General features: G+C 61.7%; 21 protein-coding genes, 1 tRNA gene, 1 pseudogene and 1 riboswitch. Of the genes and pseudogenes, 5 read left to right on the top strand and 18 right to left on the bottom strand.

Going from position 1 to position 25,681, the window contains the following annotated elements:
• Positions 1–1,385, top strand: a 1,385-nt coding sequence (locus tag AC30D9_RS26320; RefSeq protein WP_490145152.1) for a calcium-binding protein, incomplete at its 5' end; no start/stop codon positions are given.
• A gap of 290 nt (positions 1,386–1,675) precedes the next feature.
• Here the strand turns inward: AC30D9_RS26320 and AC30D9_RS26315 are convergent.
• From AC30D9_RS26315 to AC30D9_RS26260, 12 genes and pseudogenes are all read right to left on the bottom strand, one after another.
• Positions 1,676–1,749, bottom strand: a tRNA-Gly gene (locus AC30D9_RS26315).
• Between the two features lie 162 nt (positions 1,750–1,911).
• Positions 1,912–2,796 (bottom strand): alpha/beta fold hydrolase, encoded by an 885-nt coding sequence (locus tag AC30D9_RS26310; RefSeq protein ID WP_134923168.1) that lies wholly within the window; start codon positions 2,794–2,796, stop codon positions 1,912–1,914.
• A gap of 310 nt (positions 2,797–3,106) precedes the next feature.
• Positions 3,107–3,799: a pseudouridine synthase gene (locus tag AC30D9_RS26305; RefSeq protein WP_490145151.1), complete on the bottom strand. Its 693-nt coding sequence runs from the start codon at positions 3,797–3,799 to the stop codon at positions 3,107–3,109.
• Positions 3,800–3,834: 35 nt separating this feature from the next.
• On the bottom strand, positions 3,835–4,053 hold the full coding sequence (locus AC30D9_RS26300) for a cysteine-rich CWC family protein (protein WP_134923170.1): 219 nt from the start codon (positions 4,051–4,053) through the stop codon (positions 3,835–3,837).
• Positions 4,046–4,657: pseudogene (locus tag AC30D9_RS26295) on the bottom strand (GGDEF domain-containing protein); the annotation flags it as partial. The gene AC30D9_RS26300 and the pseudogene AC30D9_RS26295, both read right to left, overlap by 8 nt.
• 350 nt (positions 4,658–5,007) lie before the next feature.
• Complete coding sequence (gene atzF / locus AC30D9_RS26290; protein ID WP_490145150.1) at positions 5,008–6,786, bottom strand: allophanate hydrolase; 1,779 nt, start codon at positions 6,784–6,786, stop codon at positions 5,008–5,010.
• 22 nt (positions 6,787–6,808) lie between these two features.
• Positions 6,809–10,438 (bottom strand): urea carboxylase, encoded by a 3,630-nt coding sequence (uca, locus tag AC30D9_RS26285; protein WP_490145149.1) that lies wholly within the window; start codon positions 10,436–10,438, stop codon positions 6,809–6,811.
• Between the two features lie 303 nt (positions 10,439–10,741).
• Positions 10,742–11,383, bottom strand: a complete 642-nt coding sequence (locus AC30D9_RS26280) for an urea amidolyase associated protein UAAP2 (RefSeq protein WP_134923174.1) — start codon at positions 11,381–11,383, stop codon at positions 10,742–10,744.
• An 11-nt stretch (positions 11,384–11,394) separates the two neighbouring features.
• Entirely contained in the window at positions 11,395–12,120 is a 726-nt protein-coding gene (locus AC30D9_RS26275) for an urea amidolyase associated protein UAAP1 (RefSeq protein WP_176688490.1), read from the bottom strand.
• 13 nt (positions 12,121–12,133) lie between these two features.
• Complete coding sequence (locus AC30D9_RS26270; RefSeq protein ID WP_134923176.1) at positions 12,134–12,922, bottom strand: ABC transporter ATP-binding protein; 789 nt, start codon at positions 12,920–12,922, stop codon at positions 12,134–12,136.
• Entirely contained in the window at positions 12,919–13,734 is an 816-nt protein-coding gene (locus AC30D9_RS26265) for an ABC transporter permease (RefSeq protein WP_134923177.1), read from the bottom strand. Before AC30D9_RS26265 ends, AC30D9_RS26270 begins: the two co-directional genes overlap by 4 nt.
• Positions 13,735–13,748: 14 nt before the next feature.
• Entirely contained in the window at positions 13,749–14,816 is a 1,068-nt protein-coding gene (locus AC30D9_RS26260; RefSeq protein WP_134923178.1) for a putative urea ABC transporter substrate-binding protein, read from the bottom strand.
• 60 nt (positions 14,817–14,876) lie between these two features.
• A riboswitch (guanidine-I (ykkC/yxkD leader) is annotated at positions 14,877–14,978 on the bottom strand.
• 304 nt (positions 14,979–15,282) lie between these two features.
• On the opposite strand from AC30D9_RS26260, the gene AC30D9_RS26255 reads away from it, so the two are divergent.
• A complete protein-coding gene (locus AC30D9_RS26255) occupies positions 15,283–15,681 on the top strand; it encodes a hypothetical protein (protein ID WP_134923179.1) in 399 nt (132 codons plus the stop codon).
• 196 nt (positions 15,682–15,877) lie between these two features.
• Here the strand turns inward: AC30D9_RS26255 and dspII are convergent, their stop codons facing one another.
• A complete protein-coding gene (dspII, locus tag AC30D9_RS26250; protein ID WP_490145148.1) occupies positions 15,878–16,990 on the bottom strand; it encodes an enoyl-CoA hydratase/isomerase DspII in 1,113 nt (370 codons plus the stop codon).
• Between the two features lie 132 nt (positions 16,991–17,122).
• On the opposite strand from dspII, the gene ung reads away from it, so the two are divergent.
• On the top strand, positions 17,123–17,815 hold the full coding sequence (ung, locus tag AC30D9_RS26245; protein ID WP_109755900.1) for a uracil-DNA glycosylase: 693 nt from the start codon (positions 17,123–17,125) through the stop codon (positions 17,813–17,815).
• Between the two features lie 259 nt (positions 17,816–18,074).
• Here ung and AC30D9_RS26240 read toward each other — a convergent pair whose 3' ends face one another.
• The 4 genes from AC30D9_RS26240 to AC30D9_RS26225 are packed head-to-tail and all read right to left on the bottom strand — an operon-like array spanning position 18,075 to position 22,133.
• Positions 18,075–19,115 (bottom strand): AbrB family transcriptional regulator, encoded by a 1,041-nt coding sequence (locus AC30D9_RS26240; protein ID WP_134923181.1) that lies wholly within the window; start codon positions 19,113–19,115, stop codon positions 18,075–18,077.
• Positions 19,108–20,622, bottom strand: coding sequence for a tripartite tricarboxylate transporter permease (locus tag AC30D9_RS26235; protein WP_134923182.1), 1,515 nt, complete (start codon positions 20,620–20,622; stop codon positions 19,108–19,110). The genes AC30D9_RS26240 and AC30D9_RS26235 overlap by 8 nt, the downstream gene beginning before the upstream one ends.
• A 1-nt stretch (position 20,623) precedes the next feature.
• Positions 20,624–21,085 (bottom strand): tripartite tricarboxylate transporter TctB family protein, encoded by a 462-nt coding sequence (locus AC30D9_RS26230; RefSeq protein WP_134923183.1) that lies wholly within the window; start codon positions 21,083–21,085, stop codon positions 20,624–20,626.
• 55 nt (positions 21,086–21,140) lie between these two features.
• Positions 21,141–22,133, bottom strand: coding sequence for a Bug family tripartite tricarboxylate transporter substrate binding protein (locus AC30D9_RS26225; RefSeq protein WP_134923184.1), 993 nt, complete (start codon positions 22,131–22,133; stop codon positions 21,141–21,143).
• Between the two features lie 501 nt (positions 22,134–22,634).
• On the opposite strand from AC30D9_RS26225, the gene AC30D9_RS26220 reads away from it, so the two are divergent.
• Complete coding sequence (locus AC30D9_RS26220) at positions 22,635–23,306, top strand: response regulator (RefSeq protein ID WP_046065134.1); 672 nt, start codon at positions 22,635–22,637, stop codon at positions 23,304–23,306.
• A complete protein-coding gene (locus AC30D9_RS26215; RefSeq protein ID WP_109755894.1) occupies positions 23,299–24,690 on the top strand; it encodes a sensor histidine kinase in 1,392 nt (463 codons plus the stop codon). The genes AC30D9_RS26220 and AC30D9_RS26215 overlap by 8 nt, the downstream gene beginning before the upstream one ends.
• A 148-nt stretch (positions 24,691–24,838) precedes the next feature.
• Here the strand turns inward: AC30D9_RS26215 and AC30D9_RS26210 are convergent, their stop codons facing one another.
• A complete protein-coding gene (locus AC30D9_RS26210) occupies positions 24,839–25,660 on the bottom strand; it encodes an HDOD domain-containing protein (RefSeq protein WP_134923185.1) in 822 nt (273 codons plus the stop codon).
• Between the last annotated feature and the right edge of the window lie 21 nt (positions 25,661–25,681).

Raw genomic sequence — 25,681 nt, 5'->3', positions numbered from 1 at the left:
CGGTGGTCAATCCCAATAGCACCGTCCTGGCGGCAAACGTCGAACGTCTGACCTTCGTCGGCACTGGTGCATACACCGGTTACGGCAACGACAGCGACAACATCATTACCGGCGGTTCGGGTAACGACACCCTGTACGGTGGCGCGGGCGCGGACCAGTTCATCGGCGGTGCCGGCTCTGACGTAGCGGGTTATCTCGACAGCAAAGAAGCCATGACCATCAACCTCAAGACGGGGGTGTATTCCGGGATCGCGGCAGGTGATACCTATACCGGTATCGAGGTGATCAGAGGGTCGAATTTTAACGACATTTTCTATGGCGGTAGTTCGTCCATGAAGCAGGATGGCGCGGGTGGCGTGGATCTAGTCACTTATGAGCAGTCTGACAGCGCGGTGACGATCGACCTGACCAACGGCACTGACACAGGGGAGGCTGCTGGTCATACCTACGCCAACATTGAAATGTTTCAAGGCAGCGATTTTAACGACACGCTATCGGGCTCTGGTGTGAAGGACATCTTCATTGGTGGAGCCGGGGCAGATGTCATCGATGGTCGCGTCGGTCTGGACAGTGCTTTTTACATTACAAGCACAACAGGCGTCTCGATCAACTTGCAGACTCAAATCAATCAAGGTGGCGATGCAGAAGGTGATGTATTGCTCAACATCGAACACGTGTTGGGCAGTCACTTCAACGATGCCTTGGTTGGAAACACCGGTGTTAACTATCTGGAGGGCGGATTGGGCAACGACGTCATCGACGGCGGGGACGGGAATGATTTCATCTATGGTGGGCTGACTTCGTCGATAGGGCCTTTCAACGTCGATGGCTCGGCGAATGGGCCGCAGGCAGACATCTTGTACGGCGGCGGCGGTAACGACAGCATCGTCACGGCTGCCAGCGACGAGGGTACTCAAGCCTACGGTGAGGCCGGAAGTGACACTATCACTGTGGCACATGGCATGGCTGATGGTGGAGAAGACAATGACCTGTTGACCGGTACAGGCGTGGGCTTTTCACTGTCAGGAGGTCAGGGGGATGACAGGCTGGTATTGCAGGCCGGAGGTTTTGCTAACGGTGGTGAGGGTGGCGATACCTACACCATCAATACTCCAACGTTAGTGACGATTCAGGATGACGGCATCAGCAGCGGTGACAAATTGGTTTTGTCATATATCAGCAGCTCTGAACTGTTGGCTGATCGCATCGGTAATGACCTCTATCTGCACCGATCAAGCTTCGATCCAGGACAGACACCGCAAGAAGGTGTGCGCCTCGAGGATTGGTATGCAGGTTACAACACCATCGAACAGATCCAGACGGCTGATATGCAGCTCATCACTCTGTCGGGCGTTAACCAGTTTGCCAATGATCTGTTTTCCTAAACGGCAGATAGCGTTCTTGCCGAGCAACGAACGACACAAGTAGGCGGCCAAGATACAAAAAGCCCCGCTGCGAAAAGCGCCGGGGCTTTTTGTTTTGTCGTTAGAGGGGACTTGCGGCTCCCACTCTCAAACGTACGGTCTATCTATTGTTTCTCGGCTTTTTTCTAACTTCAACTTCGGCGCGACCGTCAGGGGCGCAACCTTCAAAAACACCAGACCAAAAAAAACCGGCCACCAAGAGCCGGTTTTTTTATCCCTCGCTAACACACAGCGCGGGACCAGAATTCGATTGGAGCGGGTGAAGGGAATCGAACCCTCGTTATCAGCTTGGGAAGCTGGAGTAATGCCATTATACGACACCCGCTCAGAGCGGCTGACTTTGTACCAGATGTGGGCACGGATTTGAAGTTTTTCTTCACATGGCGTGCAGTCAGTCGTCTACGCGAGCCTCAAACCAGAGCGGTCGTTGGCGGGCAAGCCCCGTTGCTGAAGGCGCAGGATGGGGCTTGCTCGCCAGGACTCGGTTTCAGATGGCCAGTGCATGGTAGCTCTGCACATAGCTATAGCGCGGTCGGCTTTCGTGGTGTTCCGGTGTGAGGAAACCCATCAAGGCGTTGCGGCTGTCGCGGCAGGCGGCTTTGTGTTCCATGTCCAGGAAGTGCCCGGTGGCTTGCAGCGTGCTGAAGGTGCTGTGCTCGACATGGTTGGCGAAGAGCCTGGCGTCGTCGGCCGAGGTGTATTCGTCCCATTCGCCGTTCAGGAACAGCACCGGTACGTTGATTTTCTTGGCCGCGTTGATGTAGCACTGCTGGTCGCTGTTGAGCACGTCGGTGATGTGGAAGCGCATCTGCCCGTATTCATGTTCGGCCAGACTGCTGACATGGCGATAGTTGAAGCGCTTGAACAGCGGCGGCAAATGCTTGCCGATGGTGCTGTTGACCAAATGCCCGACACGGTCGCCGTCCAGGCTGCCCAGGTAATCCACACCGCGTTCCAGATAGTCGCGCATCGGCGCATTGAGCACTGGCGAGAACGAGCTGATCACCGCTTTTTCGATGCGTCGTGGCCTCTGGGCCAAGGCGCTCAGCGTAGCGGCGCCACCCCAGGAAAACGACAGCACGTGCTCGGCGGCGAAGTGGTCGATCAGTTCCAGGAGGATCTGCCCTTCGATCTCCTTGGTCAGCATTTTCTCGTGCCGATTGTGGGCCTTGGACTTTCCCGCGTAGGGCTGGTCGTACAGCACGACGTTGAATTGCGGGTAGAGGTTTTTGGCGGTCTGTGCAAACGACGCAGTGGTGGCCATTGAGCCGTTGACCAGAATGATGGTCTTTTGTGCGGCGTCTGCGCGATAGAACTCCGTGTAAACCCGATACTGACCCTGTATATCCAGCACAGCGATTTCTGGCCTCATGTCATAAGACTCCTGGCAAGCGGGTATGCGCGCAATGAGATTGCACGGGCAATGTGACAGGTAGGCATACGCCTGGAAGATAAGGCCCATGTCGATCCAGAAAAATGGTCGACGGGTGTTGTTATAGGCGGGCAGTTCGCCGGCGGCACAAGGCGGAACCTGAGGGTTCCAGCCGGCAAAAAGTTTCTTGGAAGTATGTTGTGACTCATCGGTCACATTTCGGCCGACGGTTTGATTCAAGCAGGGGGGCGAGCGTTGCGCAAGTACCTCTTGGAAAATTGTTCGACACTTCTGCCCAGCGGTAGCGGGTTCAGATGAGATGGATTTCTTCGGGGCTCAGGGCGCGGTATCGGCCCGGTTCGAGATGGGCGTCCAACGTCAGCGGCCCCATGCGCTCGCGATGCAGGCGCAGCACCTTGTTGTTGAAGTGGCCGAACATGCGTTTGACCTGATGGTAGCGCCCTTCAACGATGCTCAGGCGCGCCGATCTTTCCCCCAGCAGCGTCAGCTCTGCCGGCTGGGTGGTAAGGTCTTCGAAGGCAAAGTACAGACCCCGGGCGAAGGTGTCGGCATATTCGGCGGTGATGATTTGCTCGGTTTCGACGTAGTAGACCTTGGGCAGTTTGGTCTGCGGTTGGGTCAGGCGCCGTGACCAGGCACCGTCATTGGTGATCAGCATCAGCCCGGTGGTGTTGAAGTCCAGGCGCCCGGCGATGTGCAGGTCGTCCTTGTCCGGTTCGTCCAGCCAGTCGAGGACCGTGGGGTGTTGTGGATCGCGGGTTGCGCTGACACAGCCGGGTGGTTTGTGCAGCATGAAGTAGCGTGCCGGCCGGCCTGCTTGCAGCACTTCATCGTCGATTTCAACGCGACTGAATTCACGTACGCAGGCATGGGGATCGCTGACGACTTGGCCATCGATCCGCACCCGGCGCTCCACCAGCAACAGGCGTACTTGTTGGCGATTGAATCGCGGCAGATTACTGAGGAAACGGTCGACGCGCATGGGCAGTTTAGGCAGGGCAGCGGAGGGCGGGCATCTTACGCGATTGGCCGAGGCTTGGCGCGCAACTGGGCTTCGACCTGGGCGCAACGCGGACACAGGCAGGACTGATCCCGCAGCTCGGCCGGTAATGCCTCGAGTACGGCCGGGTCGATGCTCACGCCGAAACACCAGCAGGCCCGGTCGACGGTTCGTGGGTCGGCCAGGGTGCAGTCATTGGCACCACCGCAGGCCGGGCAAAGGTCGGGTTTATTCATAACTGGAGTGGGGCATTTCCACGCAGGTTCGGTTGCGCCCGGTCTGCCGGGCGCGTTGTAGCGCATGATCGGTCCGTGACAGCAGGTTGTGCAAGGTGTCTTCGTCTTGCAAGGTGGTGAGGCCGAGACTGACGGTGACCAGCAGTTGTTTTCCACTGCAGAAATAACGCTGCTTTTCGATGTGCTGACGAATTTTCTCAGCGATTTTCAGACCGGTCTGTCCATCGGTGTCCTTGAGCAAGACGACAAAGGCTTCGGCGCTCCAGCGACAGACGATGTCCGAATGCCGCAGGCTTTGCGTCAGGTCGCGGGCGAACCCGGTCAGCAGTTGATCGGTGGCGATATGACCATGGAGGGTATCCAAACGTTTGAAATCGTCCAGTTCCAGCAGCAACGCAGTCAAGGGTTTGGGCTCGCGCCGGGCTTCATGCAGGGCTTGCACGGCCAGCAGGTCGAAGCCACGGCGGTTTGGCAATTCGGTCAGGCTGTCGAGAGTCGCTTGGGCGTCGATGCGCTGTTGGTAGCTGTTGATCAGCCGATAAACGATTGCCAGGACAACCAGCGTCACGAGGGCGCCGATCAGCAGGTTCAAATATAGCGTCTTGAGAGTGTGCTCGTGTACCGAGACATGGGCTGCGTAATAGCCCAGTAATGCAATGATCAGGAAACCTGTACCGAGCAGCGCCGCTACGGCCAGGAGCGGTTTGTGCTGGGCATACAACGGCGAACGGAGCGACATGGCGTTTCCCTTGGCGCAGACCCAATGGAGTCAGTTTAGTGGCCTTGTGGGAAAAGGTGCTCGGATTTACAGGTTTGCGAGATTGTGGCGAGGGGATTTATCCCCGCTGGGTCGCGAAGCGGCCCCAATGCATTCTGTCTGATACACCGCGCTGACAGGTTTTGGGGCTGCTGTGCAGCCCCGCGGGGATAAATCCCCTCGCCACAGAGTACTGTTTACTCCAGGGTAATTAGATAAGCCCGCCATCCCCCCAAATGACTGATGTCCTGCGCGCCTTCCAGGCCATACGACTCGCAGATGAATCCGCTTTCCCAGCGGCCATCGGCCAGTTGCACCTTGCCCAGCCCCAGCGGTGCGGGGATGCCGGTCAGGAATGAGCCCAGTTCACTGCTCGGCAGTTCCCAGACCTCGACCTCGATCGCCACGCCGCCTTCACTGACCCGAAGCATGCCGGGGCGCAAGGGTGGGCCGCCGGCCAAGGCATAAAGGCGGTAGTCCGCTGAGCTTTGGGTGACCTCGATCAGACGGGCGCCGCGTTGTTTGAGTTGCCAATTGAGCGCCAATCCGTCCAGGTGCGCGCCGCACACCACCAGTCGTGCCCGGTCATGGCGAGCCGGGTTGCCGGGAACTGGCAAGGCCTTGTCCTGTTGACGCTGCAAGGCATCGGCCACGCTCAAGAGGTATTGATCGGTAAAGGCTCGACCGAACAGCGTCACGCCCCAGGGCAAGCCGTTGGCCATGAACGCACAGGGAACGGCGACGGCAGCGTAGTCCAGCAGGTTCATGAAATTGGTGTAGTAACCCAGCTCCGAGTTGCGCAGCACGGGTTCGGCGGCCAGTTCGGCGAGGGTCACCGGACGGCCGATGGTGGGTGTGAGCACGCAATCGAGCGCGTCGATGGCGCGGTCGCATTGGGCTTTGAGCGCTTGCAAACGGTACCGGGCGCGGAAGGTCTGTACGCCATCTACCGTCGGCGCTTTCGCCAGGACGGCGCGGATGACCGGCAGTACGGCCTGCGGCTCGCGCTCTATCAATGGGCCGGCAACGCTGTAGCGTTCGGCTACCCAAGGTCCTTCATAAAGCAACCGCGCCGCTTCCAGGAATGGCGACAAGTCCAGTTCCACGGCTTCGCCGCCCAGGCGTTCAAGTCGTTCGATGGTTTCCAGAAAGAGTTGCGGACCTTCAGGGCAGCCGAAAAATGCCAAGTCCTGCTGGCGCGGCACGCCGAAGCGAAAGCGCCGGGGGGCGCCGAATGCGGAGCCATCGTTCCACAGCGGGTTCTGGCGGCTGTAGTCGTCACGAGGGTCTGGACGGGCGGTCAGTGCCAATAGCTGGCTGGCTTCTTTCGCCGTCGCCGTGAAGGTCGTGACGCAGTCCAGCGTGCGACAGGCCGGGACCACGCCCGCCGTGGAAATCAACCCCAGGGTGGCCTTCAATCCCACCAGGTTATTCAGTGCCGCAGGCACCCGACCGGAGCCGGCGGTATCGGTGCCCAAGGCAAAGCTCGCCACGCCCAGGGCCACGGCCAGCGACGAGCCGGCGCTCGAACCGCCTGCCGGGTAGTCGGGCAGCACGCTGTTGCGGCAGGCGCCGTAGGGCGAACGGGTGCCATTGAGCCCGGTGGCGAATTGGTCGAGGTTGGTCTTGCCCAGGGGGATCGCGCCCAGTGCCAGCAACTGCTCGACAACGGTGGCCGAACGCTCCGGCACGTAGGCAAACGCCGGGCAGGCGGCCGTGGTCGGAATGCCGGCCAGGTCGATGTTGTCCTTGATGGCAAAAGGTACTCCGTACAGGGGCAGGCTTTCCAGGTCGCGGCTTTCCAACGCGGCCAGGTAGGGTTCCAGTTCTTCGGCCGTGAGCAGGTGGATGAACAGGTGATAGTCCGGATTCAACGCCGCGGCTTTTTCCCGCAGGCCCAATAGCAATGTGCGTGGCGTCAGTTCGCCGCTGCGGTAGGTATTGCGCAGGTCGTCCAAGCGAAGAGAGAGGTTCATGGTGTTAATCCTTTGATTGAGTTCAGTCACGGTCCAGTACCACGACGCGCTGTCCGGCGCGCACCGCCGAACCGGGCTGGACGCGCACTTCGCGCACCACGCCGGCCGAGGGCGCAAGCAACGGGATTTCCATCTTCATCGACTCCAGAATCACCAGCACATCACCGGCGGCGACCCGCGCGCCAACATCCACCTGAACCTGCCAGAGGTTGCCGGCGATGTGGCTGTCGACGCTCAGTTGATTCTCGCTCAGCAGCGAATCTTCGCTTGGCGCGATGGCCGCTTCTTCACTGTCGAAGTGCGCCTGGCCACTGGCGATCCAGCGCTCGCGCTCGGCATCGAAAGCGCGTTGTTGCTGCTGTCGGAACGCGGCGATGCTGTCCGCCTCCTGCATCAGGAAACGCTGATAGTCAGCAAGGTTGAGCTGGCTGTGTTCGATGTTCAGGTCGAAACGGCCCAGGGGGAAATCCCGGCGAATGCGCAGCAGTTCATCGGCGCTGACCGGGTAGAAGCGGATCTGGTCGAAAAACCGCAGCAGCCAGGGCTTGCCGTCGAATGCGGCGACATCCCGATAACGATTCCACATCTGCAACGTGCGGCCGACGAACTGATAGCCGCCGGGACCTTCCATGCCGTACACGCACATATAGGCACCGCCGATGCCCACCGAGTTTTCCGCGGTCCAGGTCCGGGCCGGGTTGTATTTGGTGGTCACCAGCCGATGACGTGGGTCCAGCGGCGTGGCGACCGGTGCGCCGAGGTAGACGTCCCCCAGGCCCATCACCAGGTAGCTGGCGTCGAACACGGTGCGTTGCACTTCGTCGAGGTTGGGCAGGTCGTTGATGCGTCGGATGAACTCCAGGTTGCTCGGGCACCAGGGCGCGTCCTTGCGCACCGTGGTCATGTATTTTTCGATGGCCAGTTGGCAGGCCGGATCGTCCCAGGACAATGGCAGGTGGACGATGCGCGAGGGTACTTGCAGGTCCTGTGCGGCGCAGACCGCGTCCCATTCACCGACAATGATGCTCAACAGATCGGCCAGGGGCATTCGCTCGGGTTGGTAGTGCACTTGCAATGAGCGAATGCCCGGCGTGAGGTCGATCACGCCGGGCAATTGCTTGTGTTCCAAAGCCTGCATCAAGGCGTGGCCGCGAAAGCGCAGTGCCAGGTCCAGTTCGGGGGCGCCGATTTCCAGCAGCAGATGGGTGTCGCCGGCTAATCTCGCCACGAGGCGGGTATCGTCTCGCCCAATATCCAATACCACAGGCGAGCCCATCCCCTGTGGGAGCGAGCCTGCTCGCGATGGGGCCATATCAGATACCGCATCAACTTCATCGCGAGCAGGCTCGCTCCCACATCGATCCCATTCCAAGGCCAGTGAGCGGGCGGTCTTCAGGTCCACCGGCACGAACCGCACCTTGTCCCCCGCCTTGAGTTGCCCCAATTGCCAGAGGTCGGCCTCGATCACCGTCACCGGGCAGACGAACCCCCCCAGGCTCGGGCCGTCGGGGCCGAGGATGACGGGCATGTCGCCGGTGAAGTCCACGGCCCCGATGGCATAGGGGTTGTCATGGATGTTGGAAGGATGCAGCCCGGCCTCGCCACCGTCGACGCGTACCCATTCGGGTTTCGGCCCGATCAGGCGGACACCGGTGCGGCTGGAGTTGAAATGCACTTCCCAGGCCGTGTCGAAGAAGGTCTGGATGTAGCGCTCGGTGAAGTATTCGGGCGCGCCGTGCGGGCCGTAGATCACGCGGATCTGCCGCACGCTCGGCAAGTCCAGCAGCGGCGCGCTCGTTGGCGGCAAGGTCGAGTGCTCATCCAGCGGCGCCAGGTGCAGCACGTCGCCGGTGCACAGCGCTCGTCCGCCGTGGCCGCCAAACTGGCCGAGGGTGAAGGTGCTCTTACTGCCCAGGTAATCCGGCACTTGCACGCCGCCTTGCAGGCACAGGTAGCTGCGCGCCCCGGCGCCAGAGATGTTGCCGATTGCGAGGGTGGCACCGGCACCAATCGACAACGGAGTGTTCATCGGCACGGCTTCACCGTCGAGTGTGAGGGCAATCGCCGCACCAGTCACCGCCACCCGGGCAGCGCAGTTGAAACGCAGCAGCGGCCCGTTCATGGTGATTTCCAATGCCGCTGCCCCGTCTTCGTTGCCCAGCAGGCGATTGCCCAGGCGCAGCGAACGGCTGTCCATCGGTCCTGACGGCGGTACCCCCACCGCCCAATAACCGAGCCGGCCAGGATAGTCCTGGACGCTGGTCTGGGTGCCGGGGCTGAGGACTTCAACGGTATTGGCGCGATAGACCAACGCTTCCAGGCAACGCGTCCAGGGCTGGCCGCTGGCGAACGGCGCGTCGAGGAGAATCTGTTGCAGGTATTGGCGGTTGGTTTCCACGCCGTACAGCAGGCTTTCGTCCAGCGCTTGATGGAGGCCCAGGCGCGCCTGCTCGCGGGTCGGTGCCCAGCGAATGACCTTGGCGATCATCGGGTCGAAGTAGGGTGGGATCTGGCACCCGGCCTCGACCCAAGTGTCGATGCGCAGTTGTTTGCCGTCGGCCTGGGGGAACTTCACAGCGGTCAGCAGCCCCGGGCTTGGCTGGAAATCCCGGCCCGGATCTTCGGCATACAACCGCGCCTGGATCGCGTGGCCCTCGGCCTTCAGACCCTGGCTCAATTCGCTCAGTGGCGGCAGATCACCGGCCGCCAGTTGCACCATCCAGCGCACCAGGTCTACGCCCCACACCTGCTCGGTGACGCCGTGCTCCACTTGCAGGCGGGTGTTCACCTCCAGGAAATAGAAGCGCCCGGCATCGCTGTCGAACACGAACTCCACGGTGCCGGCGCTGCGGTAGTTCACGGCCTTGGCCAGTTGGATCGCCGCTGCGCAGAGCTCGTCGGCCATGCCCTCGGGCAGGTTCGGCGCTGGCGTTTCCTCGAGGACTTTCTGGTTGCGCCGCTGCACCGAACAGTCGCGCACGCCCAGGGCGATCACCTGGCCCTGGCCGTCGCCGAACACCTGCACTTCCAGGTGCCGGGCGCGTTCGATGTATTTTTCGATGAACACCCCGGCGTCGCTGAAGTTGTTCTGGCCCAGGCGCTTCACGGCTTCGAAGGATTCGCTCAGCTCGCCGGCAGTGCGACACACGCGCATACCGATACCACCGCCGCCGGCGGTGCTTTTGAGCATCACTGGATAGCCGACCTGTTCCCCAGCCACCAGCGCGGCGTCGAGGCTGTCGAGCAGTTCGGTGCCTTCGAGCAACGGCACGCCATGGCGGCGGGCCAGGTCGCGGGCGGTGTGCTTGAGGCCGAATACCCGCAGTTGCTCTGGCGTCGGACCGATGAAGGCGATTCCGGCAGCCTCGCAGGCTTCGGCGAAGGCGGCGTTTTCCGAGAGGAAACCGTAGCCGGGGTGAATCGCCGTTGCGCCGCTGCTTTTGGCGATCGCCAGGAGCTTGTCCACCGCCAGGTAAGTAGCGGCCGCCGCGCCTTCGCCCAGGCAGTGGGCTTCATCGGCCTGGAGGATATGCAAGCTGGCGGCGTCGGCCTGGGAATACACCGCGACGCCTTCGACTTTCAGCTCGCGCAAGGTCCGCAGGATGCGGCAGGCGATGGCGCCACGGTTGGCGATGAGGATTTTTTCGAACATGGCATTGCCCCCTCAGGCATGAGCGCTGCCTGAACTGGGATGCGGGCCGTCCCGCAGTTTTCGATGGCCGCCGGGGTCGTCCCTGGTGGCAAACTTCCAAACACCACTGCACCCCTTGTGGGAGCGAGCCTGCTCGCGATAGTGGTGGTACATCCAACATCAATGTGACTGACAGATCGCTATCGCGAGCAGGCTCGCTCCCACAGGGGATTGGTGGTGTACATAAAATCTGTGTTTATTTAATGCACTGCCCCGACCGGCTCTGGCACAACACAAACAGCCAGCGCCGCAATCGGCTGAGTTTCAGTTCCATATCAAAAGCTCCGCGGGCGTGGGGTTGTAGGCGTTGCAAGGGTTGTTCAATTGCGGGCAGTTGGAGATCAGGACGATCACATCCATCTCGGCCCGCAGGTCGACGTATTTGCCCGGTGCCGAGATGCCGTCTTCGAAGGTCAGGCCGCCGTCGGCGGTGACCGGCACGTTCATGAAGAAGTTGATGTTCGGCCCGATGTCGCCCTTGCCCAGGCGCCCGTCGTGGGCGCAGGCCCGCAGGTAGTTGTCGCGGCAGCTGTGCATGTAGCGTTTTTCCAGGGCGTAGCGCACGGTGTTGCTTTCCTGGGCGCAGGCGCCGCCGAGGGTGTCGTGGCGTCCGCAAGTGTCTTCGACGATGGTCAGCATCGGCTGGCCAAGGTTGGAGTACAGGACGCTGCCCGTAGTCAGGTAAACGCTGTTTTGTCGGCGCAGGGTGCGCTGTACGTCATAGCGCTCCTTGGGGTTGGCCAGGCTGTAGAACAGTGTATCGACTGCCTGGTTGCCTTCCAGGTCGAGGATGCGCAAGGTCTGGCCCTTCTTGACTTCCGTCAGCCAGGGCTCCCCGGCGGGAATGGTGGCGCGGTAGATAGCGCTTTCAGGCTGCTTTTGTACGGTGGCGATGGCGAGTGACATGGCAGCGATCCTCAGGCGAACAGGCGGTCGGTGTTGATAAAGCCGCGCTGGTTTTCCGGGCGCGACTGGCGGCAGTGCTCGGCGACGCTGGGGTCAGCGTTCATCCAGCTGAGTTTGAGCGGTTGCGGGGCGTATTGCGGATTCGGGTCCATCGGATGTTGCAGCGCGGTCAACACCACCAGGGTGTCCATCGGCGCGTATAGCTCGATGTAGTCGCCGGCCTGGGAGTTGCCTTCAACGAAATGAAAGCCTCCGGCCTCATCGACATCGACCCGGCTGAACAGATTGAGGGTCATCAGCAGGTCGGACAGGCCCAGCCCCCATTTGCCCAATTCCACTAGCAGGTTGTCGGTGCCGTTGCGAAAGAAGCCGTTGCGCAGTTCCTGGTAGCGGCCCTGACCGTATTTTTCGGCGACTTCCTCGGCGCAGAGCACGCCGCCCAGGCTATCGCTCCAGCCGCAGGTGTCGGCGGTGATGGCCGCCAGTACCCGGCCCATGTCCGAGTACAGGCAATGGCCGGCGGTGAGCTTGGCGGTGTGTTGGCATTTGAGGCTGTCGGGCAGGTTCAGGCGTTCGGTTTTTTCGTTGGCATTGAGCAGCGTCAGGCTCACGTTGGCTCCGCCGCGCAGATCGGTCAGGCGCAGCAGTTGGCCGCGCTTGAGCACGAAGGAACGGTGGCCGCCACCGGGCAGCAGTTCTTCGGCAAAGGGGGGGAACATAGAGATTGAATCGGTCATGGCAAAACTCCTTTCAAGCGATACGCAATGTGCCGGCCAGTTCGGCGGGCAGGGCGTCGACGGCGGCCCGGGCGCAGCGGCGGTCGCTGTTGAGTGGTATGTCGTAGGTGATGCGTGCGCCATAGGCGCCGGGGGCGTGCGGGTCGACACGGACTTTGTCGAACACCAGCAGGCGCGTGCCGAGGCTGAAACCTTCGGACAGGTCATGGGTGACCATGAACACCGTCAGTCGGGTCTCGCGCCACAGCTCCAGCAACAGGGCGTGCATGTCTTTGCGGATGCCCGGGTCGAGGGCGCCGAAGGGCTCGTCCAGCAGCAACACCCGGGGCTTCATGATCAGCGCCTGGGCAATGGCCAGCCGTTGTTGCATGCCGCCGGACAACTGCGCCGGGTATTTGTGCAGCGCGTGGCCGAGGCCGACCTTTTCCAGCAGTTGCGCGGCCTCTTCACGGGCTTGGCGCTTGGCGTTGCCGAACAGCCGTCCCAGCAGCGCCGAGCGCGGCAGTTCCAGGCCCAGGACTACGTTGTCCAGCACGGTCAGATGCGGGAACACCGAGTAGCGTTGGAACACCACGCCCCGGCTGGCATCCGGTTCACCGGCCAAGGGTTCTCCGTCCAACAGAATCTGCCCGCGACTGGCGCGTTCCTGGCCCAGCAGCAAGCGCAGGAAGGTCGATTTGCCGCAACCGGACGCGCCCACGAGTGTGCAGAACTCACCCTCGGCGACCCTCAGGTTCAAGCGTTCGAGCACTACCTGATCGGCGTACTGTTGCCAGACATTGTTTACTGTGATGAAACTCATGCCTTCGCCCCCTCATACCAGGGGAACGCTTGCCGGGTCAGGCGCTTGAGCCCCCAGTCCATCAGCCAGGCGAGCAGGGTGATCCACACCACGTACGGCAAGATCACGTCCATCGCCAGGTAACGTCGCACCAGGAAAATCCGATAGCCCAAGCCATCGGTGGAGGCGATGGCTTCGGCGGCGATCAGAAACAGCCAGGCCGAACCGAGCATCAGCCGCAGGGAAATCAACAGGCGCGGCAGCAACTGCGGTAGCACCACCCGCAGCATCAGGGTCCAGGTCGAAGCACCGAGGGTCTGGGCCTTGATCAGCAGCTCGGGCGGAATTTCCCGGGCGCGCTGTTCCAGGTCCCGGGCCAGGCACGGCGTGATGCCAATCACGATCAGCATGACTTTCGATAATTCCCCCAATCCGAAGACGATGAACAGGATTGGCAGGATCGCCAGTGGCGGCACCATCGACACCACGGTGAGCAGCGGCGATAACGGCGCGCCCAACAGCGGCAACGTGCCGGCGGCGATGCCCAGGCACAGTCCGGCCAGGGCGCTGATGCCCAGGCCGATGGCCAACCGCCGCAGGCTCGACGCGGTGTCTTGCCAGAGCAGGTAATCGCCACTGCGGGCGTCGGCGGTGAAGGCCAGGCGTTTCACCGCATCGGCCATTTGCACGGCGCTGGGCAGTAGCTTGTCGTTGGGGTTATCCGTCAACCGTTCGGCCGAGCCCAGGAAGTAGGCGAGCAACACCAGCGCGAAGGGCAGGATCACCAGTAGCAAGCGGCTGGGACGATCCGGGTAGCGGTTGATCAGGCGCATGCCAGCTCCTCCAGTTACAGCTTGGCGTCGGCGGCCAACTGCACGTAGGTCGGATCAAAGCGCAGCTTGAGGTTGGCCTTGTCACCGCGGGTCACGCCATTGGCGAATGCCATGCCGACCGCGTCGGTATTTTTGGCACCTTCGCCCAGCAAGCCGTGCTGGAACGAGAACGCGGCCACCTTGCCCATGGTGGCGGGTAGTTGTTCGCTGGTGGCGAAGCTCAGGGCCTCCTTGGGTGTGGCGAACAGCTTGGTGGTGTCCAGTTGCGATTGGAACCCGGCCAGGTCGGTGCCCGAGGCCTTGGCCATGTGCTCCAGTGCTGCCTTGCTCGCGGCGTTTTTCGCGTTCATCAGGGCCACCACTTCAAACCAGGCACCGGTCAACGCCTTGCCCAGGGCCGGGTTGTCCTGCAGGGTCTGGGTGTTGACCACCATCATGTCCATGATCTCGCCGGGCACTTGGCTGGAATTGAACACTTCGCTCACGCCGGGCTGGGCCTTGATGTCCGAGAGCATCGGGTTCCAGGTGGTGACGGCCTTGACTTGGTCGGTGTTGAAGGCGGCGGAAATATCGGCGTCGGACGTGTTGACGACTTTCAGGTCTTTCTCGGTGAGACCGACCGAATCCAGGGCGCGGGCCAGCAGGTAGTGGGAGACCGACAGTTCCACCAGATTGACGTCCATGCCCTTGAGGTCAGCGACTTTCTTGCCCGCGCCCTTGAGGACGATGCCGTCGTTGCCGTTGGAGAAGTCGCTGACGATCAGCGCGGTGCTGTCCACGCCACCGGCGGCGGGAATGGTCAGGGCGTCCATGTTGGTCATGGTGCAGCCGTCGAACTGACCGGCGGTGTACTGGTTGATGGATTCGACGTAATCGTTGAGCTGCACGACGTCGATCTTGATGCCGTACTTTTTCGCCCACTTGTCGACAATGCCTTGGCTGCCGGCGTATTCCCAGGGCATCCAGCCGGCGTAAATGGTCCAGCAGACGCTGAAGTGGTCTTTTTGTGCGGCGGCGGACGAGAAGCTCATGAGGGCCGAGAGTACGGCGAGGAGCAGGGCGGACAGACGAAGCTTGAACATGGTGGTTCTCCAGTTGATCAAGGGCGGACAGGAGCAACGCGGCACCGCGAACGGTGGCTTGTCTCCCGGGCTTTTGTCCCGCCGTGTAACCTCAACTGGAGGTCGCCAACTCTCGGACCAGCCACTCGCCAGAGGCGAGCCGGAACCCTAGTCAGCCATTGCAAATTGTGGTGCCGCGAACCTGTGATGACTCCTGCACACCGTTTGTTAAAGCGAGAGCCGTGCCAATTCGGGCAAAGGCCCGGGCCAGAGAGGGCAACTGTTGGAGAGAGGTGATTGAGGGCGGATTTGTGCTTGCTTGTGGTGCCATCGCGCACCGGAAGAGGGCGACGAACGACATGTTTCTAGTTGTTGCCGCATCGCACCAGATTCCGAATTTGCTGTCTGAATATTCGTCAGTCACACAAAGTTGACTGCCGCCCATCAGCGTCGCTGATGTGGCCCATCCGCGGTCCAGGAGGCCGCCATGTATCGACGACTGCTGCTCATTGCGTTTCTCGGTTTGACTCTTTCGGCATGCGTGCCTTACTACGACGGAGACACGAGCTACTACCGTTCCGAGGTCTACACCTCTCCGGCACCGGTCTATTACGGTTACGGTGGCGGGAGTTATTATTCGGCGCCGCGTGGTTATTACGCCCCGCGGTATTACCAACCAGCACCGCGCTATTACTCGGCGCCGCGCTACTACCAACCAGGGCCGCGCTACTACTCGCCACCGCGAGCGGCGTACCGGTCTTATCCGAATCGGGGTGGCTGGGACGGCTACAACCGGGGTGGCTGGAATGACGACCGAGGCGGCGGTCGAGGCGGGCGTGATCATCGGGGACGCGGCGATCACGATGGACGGGGCGGCCACCGCTGATCCTTGGGCAACAAGAAGCGGCGCATTGAGCGCCGCTTTTTTTGTGCCTGTCATAAATCCGGTGAGATAACTTTTGTGGGAGCAAAGCTTGCTCGCGATGACATAGGGTCAGTCAGCCTCTCTGTGACTGACATACCGCTATCGCGAGCAAGCTTTGCTCCCACAGATCACTCCCACTGAGTGTCATCCAGGGGCTTTACTCGTTGGACAAATCCGCCAACGGATGCCGCCCTTCCCACGCCTTGTGGAAATGCGCCTCGACCGCCGCTTCGGGTACATGATTGATGTCCGGCCAGTGCCAATGGGGTTTGTGATCCTTGTCGATCAGCCGCGCCCGCACACCTTCGCTGAACTCCGGATGACGGCAGCAGTTGAGACTCAGGGTGTACTCCATCCTGAACACCCCGGCCAAGGACAAATGCCGGGCCCGGGCGATCTGTTCCCAGACCAGATGAGCGGTCAGCGGTGAGCCTTGGGTCATGGTCTGGGCCGCCCGGGCGATCAACGGATCCGGATGGTCCACCAGCAGGCTGAGGGCTTTCCAGGCGCAGCGCACATCGCTGACATCCAGCCATTCATCGATTTTCTGCCGACGCGGCAGCCACTGGGCTTCAGGCAACTGGCTAACCGCTTCCTGCTGCAGGGCCTTGAGCAGACTGTTGAGCTGCATCTCGGTCTGCTCCTGCCAATTGAGTTGCAGCAGGCCTTCGATCAGGTCGTCCTGTTGTTCATCCAGCAGGAAGCGATCGGCCAGGCCCAGGTCGATGGCATCCCGGGCATTCATGTGGGCGCCGGTCAGGCCGAGAAACAGCCCGAGCTTGCCGGGCAGGCGCGACAAGAACCAGCTGGCGCCGACATCCGGGTACAGGCCGATGCTGATCTCCGGCATGGCCAGGCGACTGCTCGGTGTGACGATCCGGGTACTCGCGCCTTGCAACAGGCCCATGCCACCGCCCAGCACATAACCGTGGCCCCAACACAGCAAAGGTTTCGGGTAGGTGTGCAGGTTGAAGTCCAAGCGGTATTCCGCCGCGAAGAATTGCGCAGCCAGTGGCGGCACTTCGCCGGGATGGGCACGGCAGGCTTCCACCAGGCTGCGTACTTCACCGCCAGCGCAAAATGCCTTGGCACCATTGCCGCGCAATAACACACAAACGATTTGCGGTTCTCTGGCCCAGGCATCGAGACGATCACGCAGGGCATTGATCATCGGCAGCGAAAGAGCGTTCAGTGATTTTTCAGCATCCAGCGTAGCGATGCCGACGCGGGCACCGTCGATGCCGGTAAGTTCTTCGAAGTGCAGATTCATCGTGACCTCGATCAGAAAATTGAATGTTCAGTATGACTGCTGCGTAGGAAAGTGCCGGTTCTGCGTCAGATCAATTGACAAGCCATGTAGGCTTTCCTAGGGTGCGCCCATTGTTTTTTACCGGATGCAACCATGACTGCTGACGACCGTATCAAACTCGAACCGAGCTGGAAGCAGGCACTGCGTGCCGAGTTCGACCAGCCCTACATGGCAGAGTTGCGCGAATTCCTGCGTCGGGAATACGCCGCCGGCAAGGAGATTTATCCACCGGCATCGTTGATTTTCAATGCCCTCAACTCCACGCCGCTGGATAAGGTCAAGGTGGTGATTCTCGGCCAGGACCCGTACCACGGCCCGGGCCAGGCCCATGGCTTGTGCTTCTCGGTGCAACCGGGCGTGCCGACCCCGCCATCGCTGGTGAACATCTACAAGGAATTGAAGCGCGATCTGAACATCGACATTCCGAATCACGGCTACCTGCAAAGCTGGGCCGACCAGGGGGTGTTGCTGCTCAACACGACCCTGACCGTTGAGCGCGCCAATGCCAACGCCCATGCCAAAAAAGGTTGGCAGCACTTTACCGACAGAATCATTGAAGTCGTCAGCGAACACCAGCCGCACTTGGTGTTCCTGTTGTGGGGTGCCCATGCCCAGAGCAAGCAGAAGTTGATCGATGCGACCAAGCATCTGGTGTTGACCTCGGTCCACCCGTCGCCGCTGTCGGCCCACCGAGGCTTCATCGGCTGTGGGCATTTCAGCCGGACCAACAAGTTTCTCCAGCAGCAGGGTGAGAAGCCGATCGACTGGCGATTGCCGCCGGTTTGATACGCTAGTCGGGCTGGCCCATCGCGAGCAAACTCGCCCCCACATTGATCGTCAGTGGCCACCCGATTTTTGTACGCCGCAAATCCCCTGTGGGGGCGGGCTTGCTCGCGAAAGCGGTGGACCAGCGGCGGCGGTGTTGAATGTGCCGGTGCCTTCGCGAGCAAGCTCGCTCCCTCATTGATCTTCAGTGGTTACCAGATTTTCATGCGCCGCAAATCCCCTGTGGGAGCGAGCCTGCTCGCGATGAAGGCGACTCGGTCTATAGATCCGCACCCGGCTTGCGCATCCAATACCTGAACAACGGCTCCGCCAGAAACAGCACGAACAGCAACCGCATCACCTGCAACGCCGTCACCAATGGCACCGACAGTTGCAACGTCTCGGCCGTCAGGCTCATTTCCGCAATGCCACCGGGCATCATGCCCAGCGTCAACGAACGCAGATCCAGGTGGGTCAGGGTACTCAGGCCCAAGGCCGCCAGGGTGGCGATCAGCATCGTCAATACCGTGCCGACCAGGGTACGCCCCATGAACGACGGTGCCCGACGAAAGAACTGCCGGTTGAAATGACAACCCAACCCGCTGCCGATCAGCCACTGGCCGACCTGGCTGGCGCCATTGGGCAGGCCAATGTGCAGGTCCCAACCGATGCTGACCGCTGCACTCACGAGCAACGGCCCGAACAACCAGGGATTGGGCTGGCGCAAGCGCTCCCAGACCCAGGCGAGCAGGGCACCCGCCGGGAACAGGATCGCCAGCCACAGCCAGTCCACCGTCGTAGCGTGTTGCACTGGCTCGCCTTCGCCCAACAGATACTTGAAGGCTGCCGGCACGCACAGCACCACCACCAGCACCCGCAAACTCTGGCCCGCCGCAACACGGCTGAGATCCGCACCGTTGCGGGCTCCGAGGTTGACCATTTCGCCGGAACCGCCCGGCATGCTGGAGAAAAAAGCGGTGGCGCGGTCTTCACCGGTACGACGCATCAGCCACACGCTCACCACGCTGGACACGCTGGTGATCAGCGCGCCGAAGAAGATCAGGCCGAAATGGCTCAGGACCTGCTCCATCACCAGCGGAGTGAAGTGCAGGCCGATACCGATGCCCACCACCCATTGGCCGCATTTACGACCGCCGGGGATTTCCATCAGTTGCCACGGCGTCAGGCAGCGCACCAGGATGATCGCCAGCAACGAGCCGACCATCCACGGCAAAGGCCAGCCGATCAGGCTGGCCAGGTAACCGCCGGCCAGACCGACCAGCGGTGTTCCCCACCATTGTCTGAAGGTCGCTTCAGACATTGGCCAGGGCGCGACGTTGTGCGGCGCGGCGACGCCAGATCCGCAGCAGTGGCATGAACAACATGATCGCTGTCAGCACCCAGCAGCCGAAGGTGATCGGGCTCGACCAGAGGATCTCCAGCGCACCGTTGGAAATCGACAGCGCACGCCGCAGGTTTTGCTCCATCAGGCCACCGAGGATGAAGCCCAGCAGCACAGGCGACAGCGGGAAGTCCAACTTGCGCAGGATGTAACCGAAGATGCCGATGCCGATCATCAGGAACAGGTCGAACGTGGTGGCATGCACCGCATAGACGCCAATCCCGGTGATGATTGCGATGACCGGCACCAATGCCCAGTTCGGCACGGCCAGGATGCGGGTGAAGATGCGGATCATCGGGATATTGAGGATCACCAGCATGATGTTGGCGATGAACAACGAAGCGATCAGGCCCCAGACGATGTCCGGTTGCTGCTGGAACAGCAGGGGACCGGGGGTGATGTTGTACAGCGACAGCGCGCCGATCATCACCGCCGTGGTGCCCGAGCCGGGTACGCCGAGGGTCAGCATCGGCACCAGTGCACCGCAGGCCGCGCCGCCGATGGCGGTTTCCGGGGCGGCGAGGCCGCGCTTGTCACCCTGGCCGAACGTGCCACTGGTACCGGCGATGCGTTTCTCGGTCATGTAGGCCACGGCACTGGCCAGGGTCGCACCGGCACCCGGCAGCACGCCCATGATGAAACCGAGTACGCCGCAGCGCAGGTTCACCGTAAAGACCGACGCCGCTTCCTTGAAGTTGAACATCATCCGCCCGGTGGCTTTCACCGCTTCCTGGCCGCGATGGGTTTTTTCCAGCAGCAACAGGATTTCGCTGATGGAGAACAGGCCCAGCACCAGCACGACGAACTGAATGCCGTCGGTCAAGTGGATGTTGTCACCGGTGAAACGGTACACACCGCTGTTGGCATCGATCCCGACGCTGGACAGGAACAGGCCGATCAGCGCCGCGATGAACGTCTTGAGCGGTCGGTCGCCGGCCATGCCGCCGAGGCAGACAATGGCGAACACCATCAGGACGAAATATTCCGCAGGCCCGAAGGCAATCGCCCATTTGGCCAGCAGCGGTGCGAACAGCACCATGCCGCAGGTGGCGATGAACGCGCCGATGAACGAACTCCACGCCGACAGCGACAACGCCACCCCGGCCAGGCCTTGACGGGCCATCGGGTAGCCGTCGAGGGTGGTCATCACGGTGGAAGCTTCACCGGGGATGTTGAGCAGGATCGAGCTGATGCGTCCGCCGTATTCGCAACCCAGGTACACCGCTGCCAGCAGGATCAGCGCCGATTCCGGCGGCAGGCCCAGGGCAAAGGCAATCGGGATCAGCAGCGCCACGCCGTTGATCGGGCCCAGGCCCGGCAGCAGGCCGACCACGGTGCCGATCAAGGTGCCGGTCAGTGCCGTGACGAGGTTGTAGGGGGTCAGTGCAACGCCAAAACCCTGGCCGAGATAATTCAGGGTATCCATATCAATTCTCCAGGACGTCGAGCAGGCCCAGGGGCAGCGGCACGTCCATCAGCTTGTCGAACAACAGATAAAGACCGATGGCCATCAGGCTGATAATCACCACGCTCGGTACCCAGCGACCGCCATACAGGCGCGCCATCGGCACGCCGATCAGGATGCTGGCGAGAATGAAGCCCAAGGGTTCGAAGGTCCCGGCGAAGACCAGTAGCAGCGCCACACAGATGCCGATCTTCTGCAAGGTTTCGCGGTCCAGGTGCGGATCTTCCTCGCTGTGCACGATGGGCGTAGGGCGAAACAGCATGTACAGCAATGCCAGCCCCATCAGCCCGAGCATCAGCAAGGGGAAGGCACGCGGGCCGACCGGTTCGTAGGAAAAGGCGGCCTGATAGGGCCAGGCCATCAGTGCCAGGCCGATACAGACCAGTAGCAGCGCCGCGGCAAAAATACGTTGGATGGTGAGCATGACTAACTCCTGGGCGGCGCCGACACTGCCAGCGCCGCCGCGAGAACAGAGACGGTTACTGGATCAGGCCGAACTCTTTGGCCAGCACCTTGTAATCAGCCACTTGCTTCTTCACGTAGGTGTCCAGTTCCGGGCCGGTCATGGCAAACGGGAACAGCTCGCGCTGGTCGCGCAACTTGGCGAACTCTTCCGAAGCCAGCAGTTTGTCGAAGGTGTCTTTCCACCAGGCGTAGTCTTCGTCGCTGACCTTTGGCCCCAGGTAGAACCCGCGAACCACCGGCCAGACGATGTCGTAGCCTTGTTCCTTGGCGGTCGGAATGTCTTTCATTTCCGGCTCGTCGATGCGTTTCTCGGCGAACACCGCCAGCAGGCGCATGTCGCCGCTCTGGATGTGCGGCATGGAGTCGGAAATATCCGTACTGCCGACCTGGATGTGTCCACCGAGCAGCGCGGTGGCGATCTCGCCGCCGCCTTCGAGGGCCACGTAACGCAGGTCACGCGGGTTGATGCCGGCGGCCTTGGCGATGAGGGCGGTCTGCATCCAGTCCTGGCTGCCCACCGTGCCGCCGGAACCGATCACTACCGAGCCTGGATCTTTCTTCAGGGCCTGTACCAGATCGTCGAGGTTCTTGTAGGGCGAATCGCTTTTCACGGCGATGGCGCCATAGCTGGTGCCCACGGCCGCCAGCCAGCGCACCGCGCTTTCATCGAAACGACCGAACTTGCCCTGGGCCAGGTTCAACAACGAACCGCTGGACCAGGCCACCAGCGTGCCGGCGTCGGCCGGGCGTTGGGCGACTACTGCGTTGTAGGCCACCGCGCCGACACCGCCGGGCATGTAGGTGACGCGCATTGGCTTGGTCAGCAGCTTCTGGTTGACCAGTGCGCTTTGTGCCAGCTTGCACGTCAGGTCGAAACCGCCGCCAGGGGAGGCCGGGGCGATGCACTCGGGGCGCTTGGGTTCTTTGGATGGATCGGCGGCGAGCAACTGCCCGGCGAACATCAGGCATCCGGCGGCCAGGGCGACTTTACGCAGTGATAGGTTCATTGTTGTCTCCACAGAAATTGTTGTTGTGTGTGGTGCGGCATCAGGTGTCGCCGGCTCTTGATGAGGGCGACAAAAAGTCCATTACAGGTGACGGTTCGGGCAACCCCGCCTTGCTAACGCAGGCATGCCGAAGTCTTGGGCACTGTATGTCGGCACGGGACGGTTATCGCTCAGGGCAATGTCATTGAACTGTACGGCCGGGACGGCCTGATTGAAGCGAGAAGGGCAAGTGGGCACGGGGGCCTGGAGCTGCATGGACTGCATGGTCAATACTCCGCTTTTATTGTTCTTATGGGGCGAAAACACTTCGAGGCGTTTTTCGTTCGCGATAGGACGTCGCGGCGGCTAGTCGAAACTAACCGTGAAAGGACTCTAGCTCCTCAACCTTTCGCTAACCTTTCAAAAGCTTTCAACGTGTTTTTTGGCTTCACAGTGACGGATGCGGCTGTAAACTCCGCGCCAAAGAATGGCGCTGGCCATCCCTGAATCGAGGAATAACCCATGCGTGTTCTGCTCGTCGAAGACCATCTGCAGCTCGCCGAAAGCGTTGCCCAGGCGCTCAAGAGCACCGGTTTGACCGTGGACGTGCTGCACGACGGCGTCGCGGCCGACCTGGCTCTGAGCAGCGAGGAGTACGCCGTGGCGGTCCTTGATGTCGGGCTGCCACGCATGGACGGTTTCGAGGTACTGGCGCGTCTGCGCGCCCGCGGCAAGACCTTGCCGGTACTGATGCTGACCGCCCGCAGCGACGTCAAGGACCGCGTCCATGGCCTGAACCTCGGCGCCGACGATTACCTGGCCAAGCCCTTCGAACTCACTGAACTGGAGGCCCGGGTCAAGGCGCTGTTGCGCCGTAGCGTACTGGGCGGCGAACGCCAGCAGCGCTGTGGTGGGCTGATCTATGACCTGGACACTCGCCGCTTCACCCTCGACGATGAATTGTTGACTCTGACATCTCGCGAGCAAGCCGTGCTGGAGGCATTGATCGCCCGGCCAGGACGGGTGATGAGCAAGGAGCAACTGGCGGCCCAGGTGTTCGGCCTGGACGAAGAGGCCAGCCCCGACGCCATCGAAATCTACGTGCATCGCCTGCGCAAGAAACTCGATGGTCACGCGGTGGCGATCGTGACGTTCCGCGGCCTGGGCTACCTGCTGGAAAACCGCAATGCATAAGCCCGACAGCCTGCGCTGGCGGCTGCTCTGGAACCTGGCATTGCTGCTGGTGGTGTTGATGCTCGCCAGCGGCTTGAGTGCCTACTGGAACGGTCGCGAAGCGGCAGACACCGCCTATGACCGGACCCTGCTGGCCTCGGCCCGGACCATCGCCGCGGGCCTTTCCCAGCGCGATGGCAGCCTCAGCGCGGATGTGCCCTACGTGGCCCTGGATACCTTCGCCTACGACAGCGCCGGGCGCATTTATTACCAGGTCAATGACATCGACAAGAAGTTGATTTCCGGCTACGAAAACCTCCCCGGTCCGCCACCCGGGACGCCCCGCACAGACGATTACCCGGCCCTGGCACGCTTCTATAACGCCCAATACCAGGGGCAGACCGTGCGGGTGGTGAGCCTGCTCAAGGCGGTGAGCGAGCCGAACATGAACGGCATGGCGGAAATTCGCGTGGCGGAGACTGAAGAGGCCCGGGTCAGCATGGCTCGCAGCCTGATGGCCGACACGCTGTTGCGCTTGGGCATGCTGGCCGTGGGCGCGCTGCTGTTGGTGTGGTTCGCGGTCAGTGCAGCGTTGCGCCCTCTGGAGCGCTTGCGCACGGCGGTGGAGGAGCGCCAGCCGGACGATTTGCGGCCGTTGCCGCTGGTGGAAGTGCAGCACGAATTATGGCCACTGGTGCGGGCGCTCAATCATTTCACCGAGCGTCTGCGCGGGCAATTCGAGCGGCAGGCGCAGTTCATCGCCGATGCCGCCCATGAGCTGCGCACGCCCTTGGCCGCACTCAAGGCACGTCTTGAGCTGGGTTTGCGTGCCAGCGAACCGGCGACCTGGCGCGAGACCCTGGAAACGGCCGCCCAAGGCACCGACCGGCTGACCCATCTGGCCAACCAACTGCTGTCCCTGGCTCGCGTGGAAAACGGCGCCCGAGCCATTGCCGAAGGCGGCGCGCAGTTGCTGGACCTGAGCCAACTGGCCCGGGAATTGGGCATGGCCATGGCCCCGCTGGCCCATGCCCGGGGCGTGGCACTGGCCCTGGAAGCCGATGAGCCGGTATGGCTGCGAGGCGAGCCGACCCTGCTCAATGAGCTGCTGAGCAACCTGGTGGACAACGCCCTGGCCCACACCCCCTCCGGCGGCAACGTGATCTTGCGGGTCACCGCACCGGCGGTGCTGGAAGTCGAAGACGATGGGCCCGGTATTCCGCTGCATGAGCGGGACCGGGTGTTCGAGCGCTTCTATCGGCGCAACCAGCAAGTGGCCGGTTCCGGGCTGGGATTGGCGATCGTCGGCGAAATCTGCCGCGCGCACCTGGCGCAGATCACCCTGCACGACGGACAAGAGCGTGGCTTGAAGGTGCGGGTCAGTTTCATCCCTGGCTCAGACTGATCCTGTGGGAGCAAGGCTTGCCCGCGATGATGGCGACATGGTCTTTATACGAGGCGCCTGTTTCGCGAGCAAGCTTTGCTCCCACAAATCCTGTTGCCACAGGTCACAGATTCAGGCCTGACTACGAGTTCGTAGGTGTCCGACCTGCTTAATAGAACATCGACCGCGCTTCCTCGATATCCGCGCAACGGGCCTTGTTGTCCAGGTCGATGCCCAGCTTCCTGAAAGCCGGGACCGAGAACAGGTCGACATGGCTGAGGGGATGGTCGGTGTCCTTGTAGCAATACAGCGCAGCAACCTGCACGAGGTCGACGTAATCGATGTGCTTCGAGTCCCGGGTGAAGTCCAGATACAACCCTGGGAGCTTCACCAACCGTTCCGGAAACTCCCAGACGCTGAGGAGTTTGTCTCCCAGCACCGGGTGAATCGTTTCGATGACGTGGTTGAGGCTGACCGGGTCCGACAGCAATTCATTGTTGTCTTGGGCATACGTCAGGATCGGCAGCACGCCGATCTGGTGCACCAGCCCACCCAGCGCGGCCTGATCGGGCTTGAGTTGGGTATAACCGCGACACAGGGCATAGCAGACGCCCGCGATCTCCAGGCTTTTACGCCAGACTTCGCGCATCTTCAGTTCCACCACTTCGGAGCGGGCGTGGAAAATCTGCTCCATGACCAGGCCGATGGCCAGGTTGCTGCTGTAGTTGACGCCCAGTCGAGTGATGGCCGTGTGCAGGTCCGTGACTTCCTGGGTCGCGCGTAGCAGTGGACTGTTGACCACTTTTATCAGGCGTGCCGAGAGAGCTGTATCGCGGCCGATCACTTTGCTCAGGTTGCTGACGCTGATTTCCGGGTCTTCGGCGGCCCGGCGAATCTGCAGGGCCACTTCCGGTAATGTTGGCAGAACCAAGTCATCGTTATCGATGGCCTGCACCAAATCCCGTTGGACCTTATCCGCCAAATCGCTCATTTCGGTTCTCTAGGGTATTGC

Source organism: Pseudomonas sp. DF11 (genome assembly GCF_058148565.1).
The sequence above is the reverse complement of the archived record's forward strand: the minus strand, read 5'-3'. Positions and strand labels throughout refer to the sequence as shown.

Bases quoted from the DNA above. Each gene is read 5' to 3' on its own strand.
- AC30D9_RS26310 (WP_134923168.1), bottom strand. From the start codon at position 2,796: ATGAGGCCAGAAATCGCTGTGCTGGATATACAGGGTCAGTATCGGGTT.
- AC30D9_RS26305 (WP_490145151.1), bottom strand. From the start codon at position 3,799: ATGCGCGTCGACCGTTTCCTCAGTAATCTGCCGCGATTCAATCGCCAA.
- AC30D9_RS26300 (WP_134923170.1), bottom strand. From the start codon at position 4,053: ATGAATAAACCCGACCTTTGCCCGGCCTGCGGTGGTGCCAATGACTGC.
- atzF (WP_490145150.1), bottom strand. From the start codon at position 6,786: ATGAACCTCTCTCTTCGCTTGGACGACCTGCGCAATACCTACCGCAGC.
- uca (WP_490145149.1), bottom strand. From the start codon at position 10,438: ATGTTCGAAAAAATCCTCATCGCCAACCGTGGCGCCATCGCCTGCCGC.
- AC30D9_RS26280 (WP_134923174.1), bottom strand. From the start codon at position 11,383: ATGTCACTCGCCATCGCCACCGTACAAAAGCAGCCTGAAAGCGCTATC.
- AC30D9_RS26275 (WP_176688490.1), bottom strand. From the start codon at position 12,120: ATGACCGATTCAATCTCTATGTTCCCCCCCTTTGCCGAAGAACTGCTG.
- AC30D9_RS26270 (WP_134923176.1), bottom strand. From the start codon at position 12,922: ATGAGTTTCATCACAGTAAACAATGTCTGGCAACAGTACGCCGATCAG.
- AC30D9_RS26265 (WP_134923177.1), bottom strand. From the start codon at position 13,734: ATGCGCCTGATCAACCGCTACCCGGATCGTCCCAGCCGCTTGCTACTG.
- AC30D9_RS26260 (WP_134923178.1), bottom strand. From the start codon at position 14,816: ATGTTCAAGCTTCGTCTGTCCGCCCTGCTCCTCGCCGTACTCTCGGCC.
- AC30D9_RS26255 (WP_134923179.1), top strand. From the start codon at position 15,283: ATGTATCGACGACTGCTGCTCATTGCGTTTCTCGGTTTGACTCTTTCG.
- dspII (WP_490145148.1), bottom strand. From the start codon at position 16,990: ATGAATCTGCACTTCGAAGAACTTACCGGCATCGACGGTGCCCGCGTC.
- ung (WP_109755900.1), top strand. From the start codon at position 17,123: ATGACTGCTGACGACCGTATCAAACTCGAACCGAGCTGGAAGCAGGCA.
- AC30D9_RS26240 (WP_134923181.1), bottom strand. From the start codon at position 19,115: ATGTCTGAAGCGACCTTCAGACAATGGTGGGGAACACCGCTGGTCGGT.
- AC30D9_RS26235 (WP_134923182.1), bottom strand. From the start codon at position 20,622: ATGGATACCCTGAATTATCTCGGCCAGGGTTTTGGCGTTGCACTGACC.
- AC30D9_RS26230 (WP_134923183.1), bottom strand. From the start codon at position 21,085: ATGCTCACCATCCAACGTATTTTTGCCGCGGCGCTGCTACTGGTCTGT.
- AC30D9_RS26225 (WP_134923184.1), bottom strand. From the start codon at position 22,133: ATGAACCTATCACTGCGTAAAGTCGCCCTGGCCGCCGGATGCCTGATG.
- AC30D9_RS26220 (WP_046065134.1), top strand. From the start codon at position 22,635: ATGCGTGTTCTGCTCGTCGAAGACCATCTGCAGCTCGCCGAAAGCGTT.
- AC30D9_RS26215 (WP_109755894.1), top strand. From the start codon at position 23,299: ATGCATAAGCCCGACAGCCTGCGCTGGCGGCTGCTCTGGAACCTGGCA.
- AC30D9_RS26210 (WP_134923185.1), bottom strand. From the start codon at position 25,660: ATGAGCGATTTGGCGGATAAGGTCCAACGGGATTTGGTGCAGGCCATC.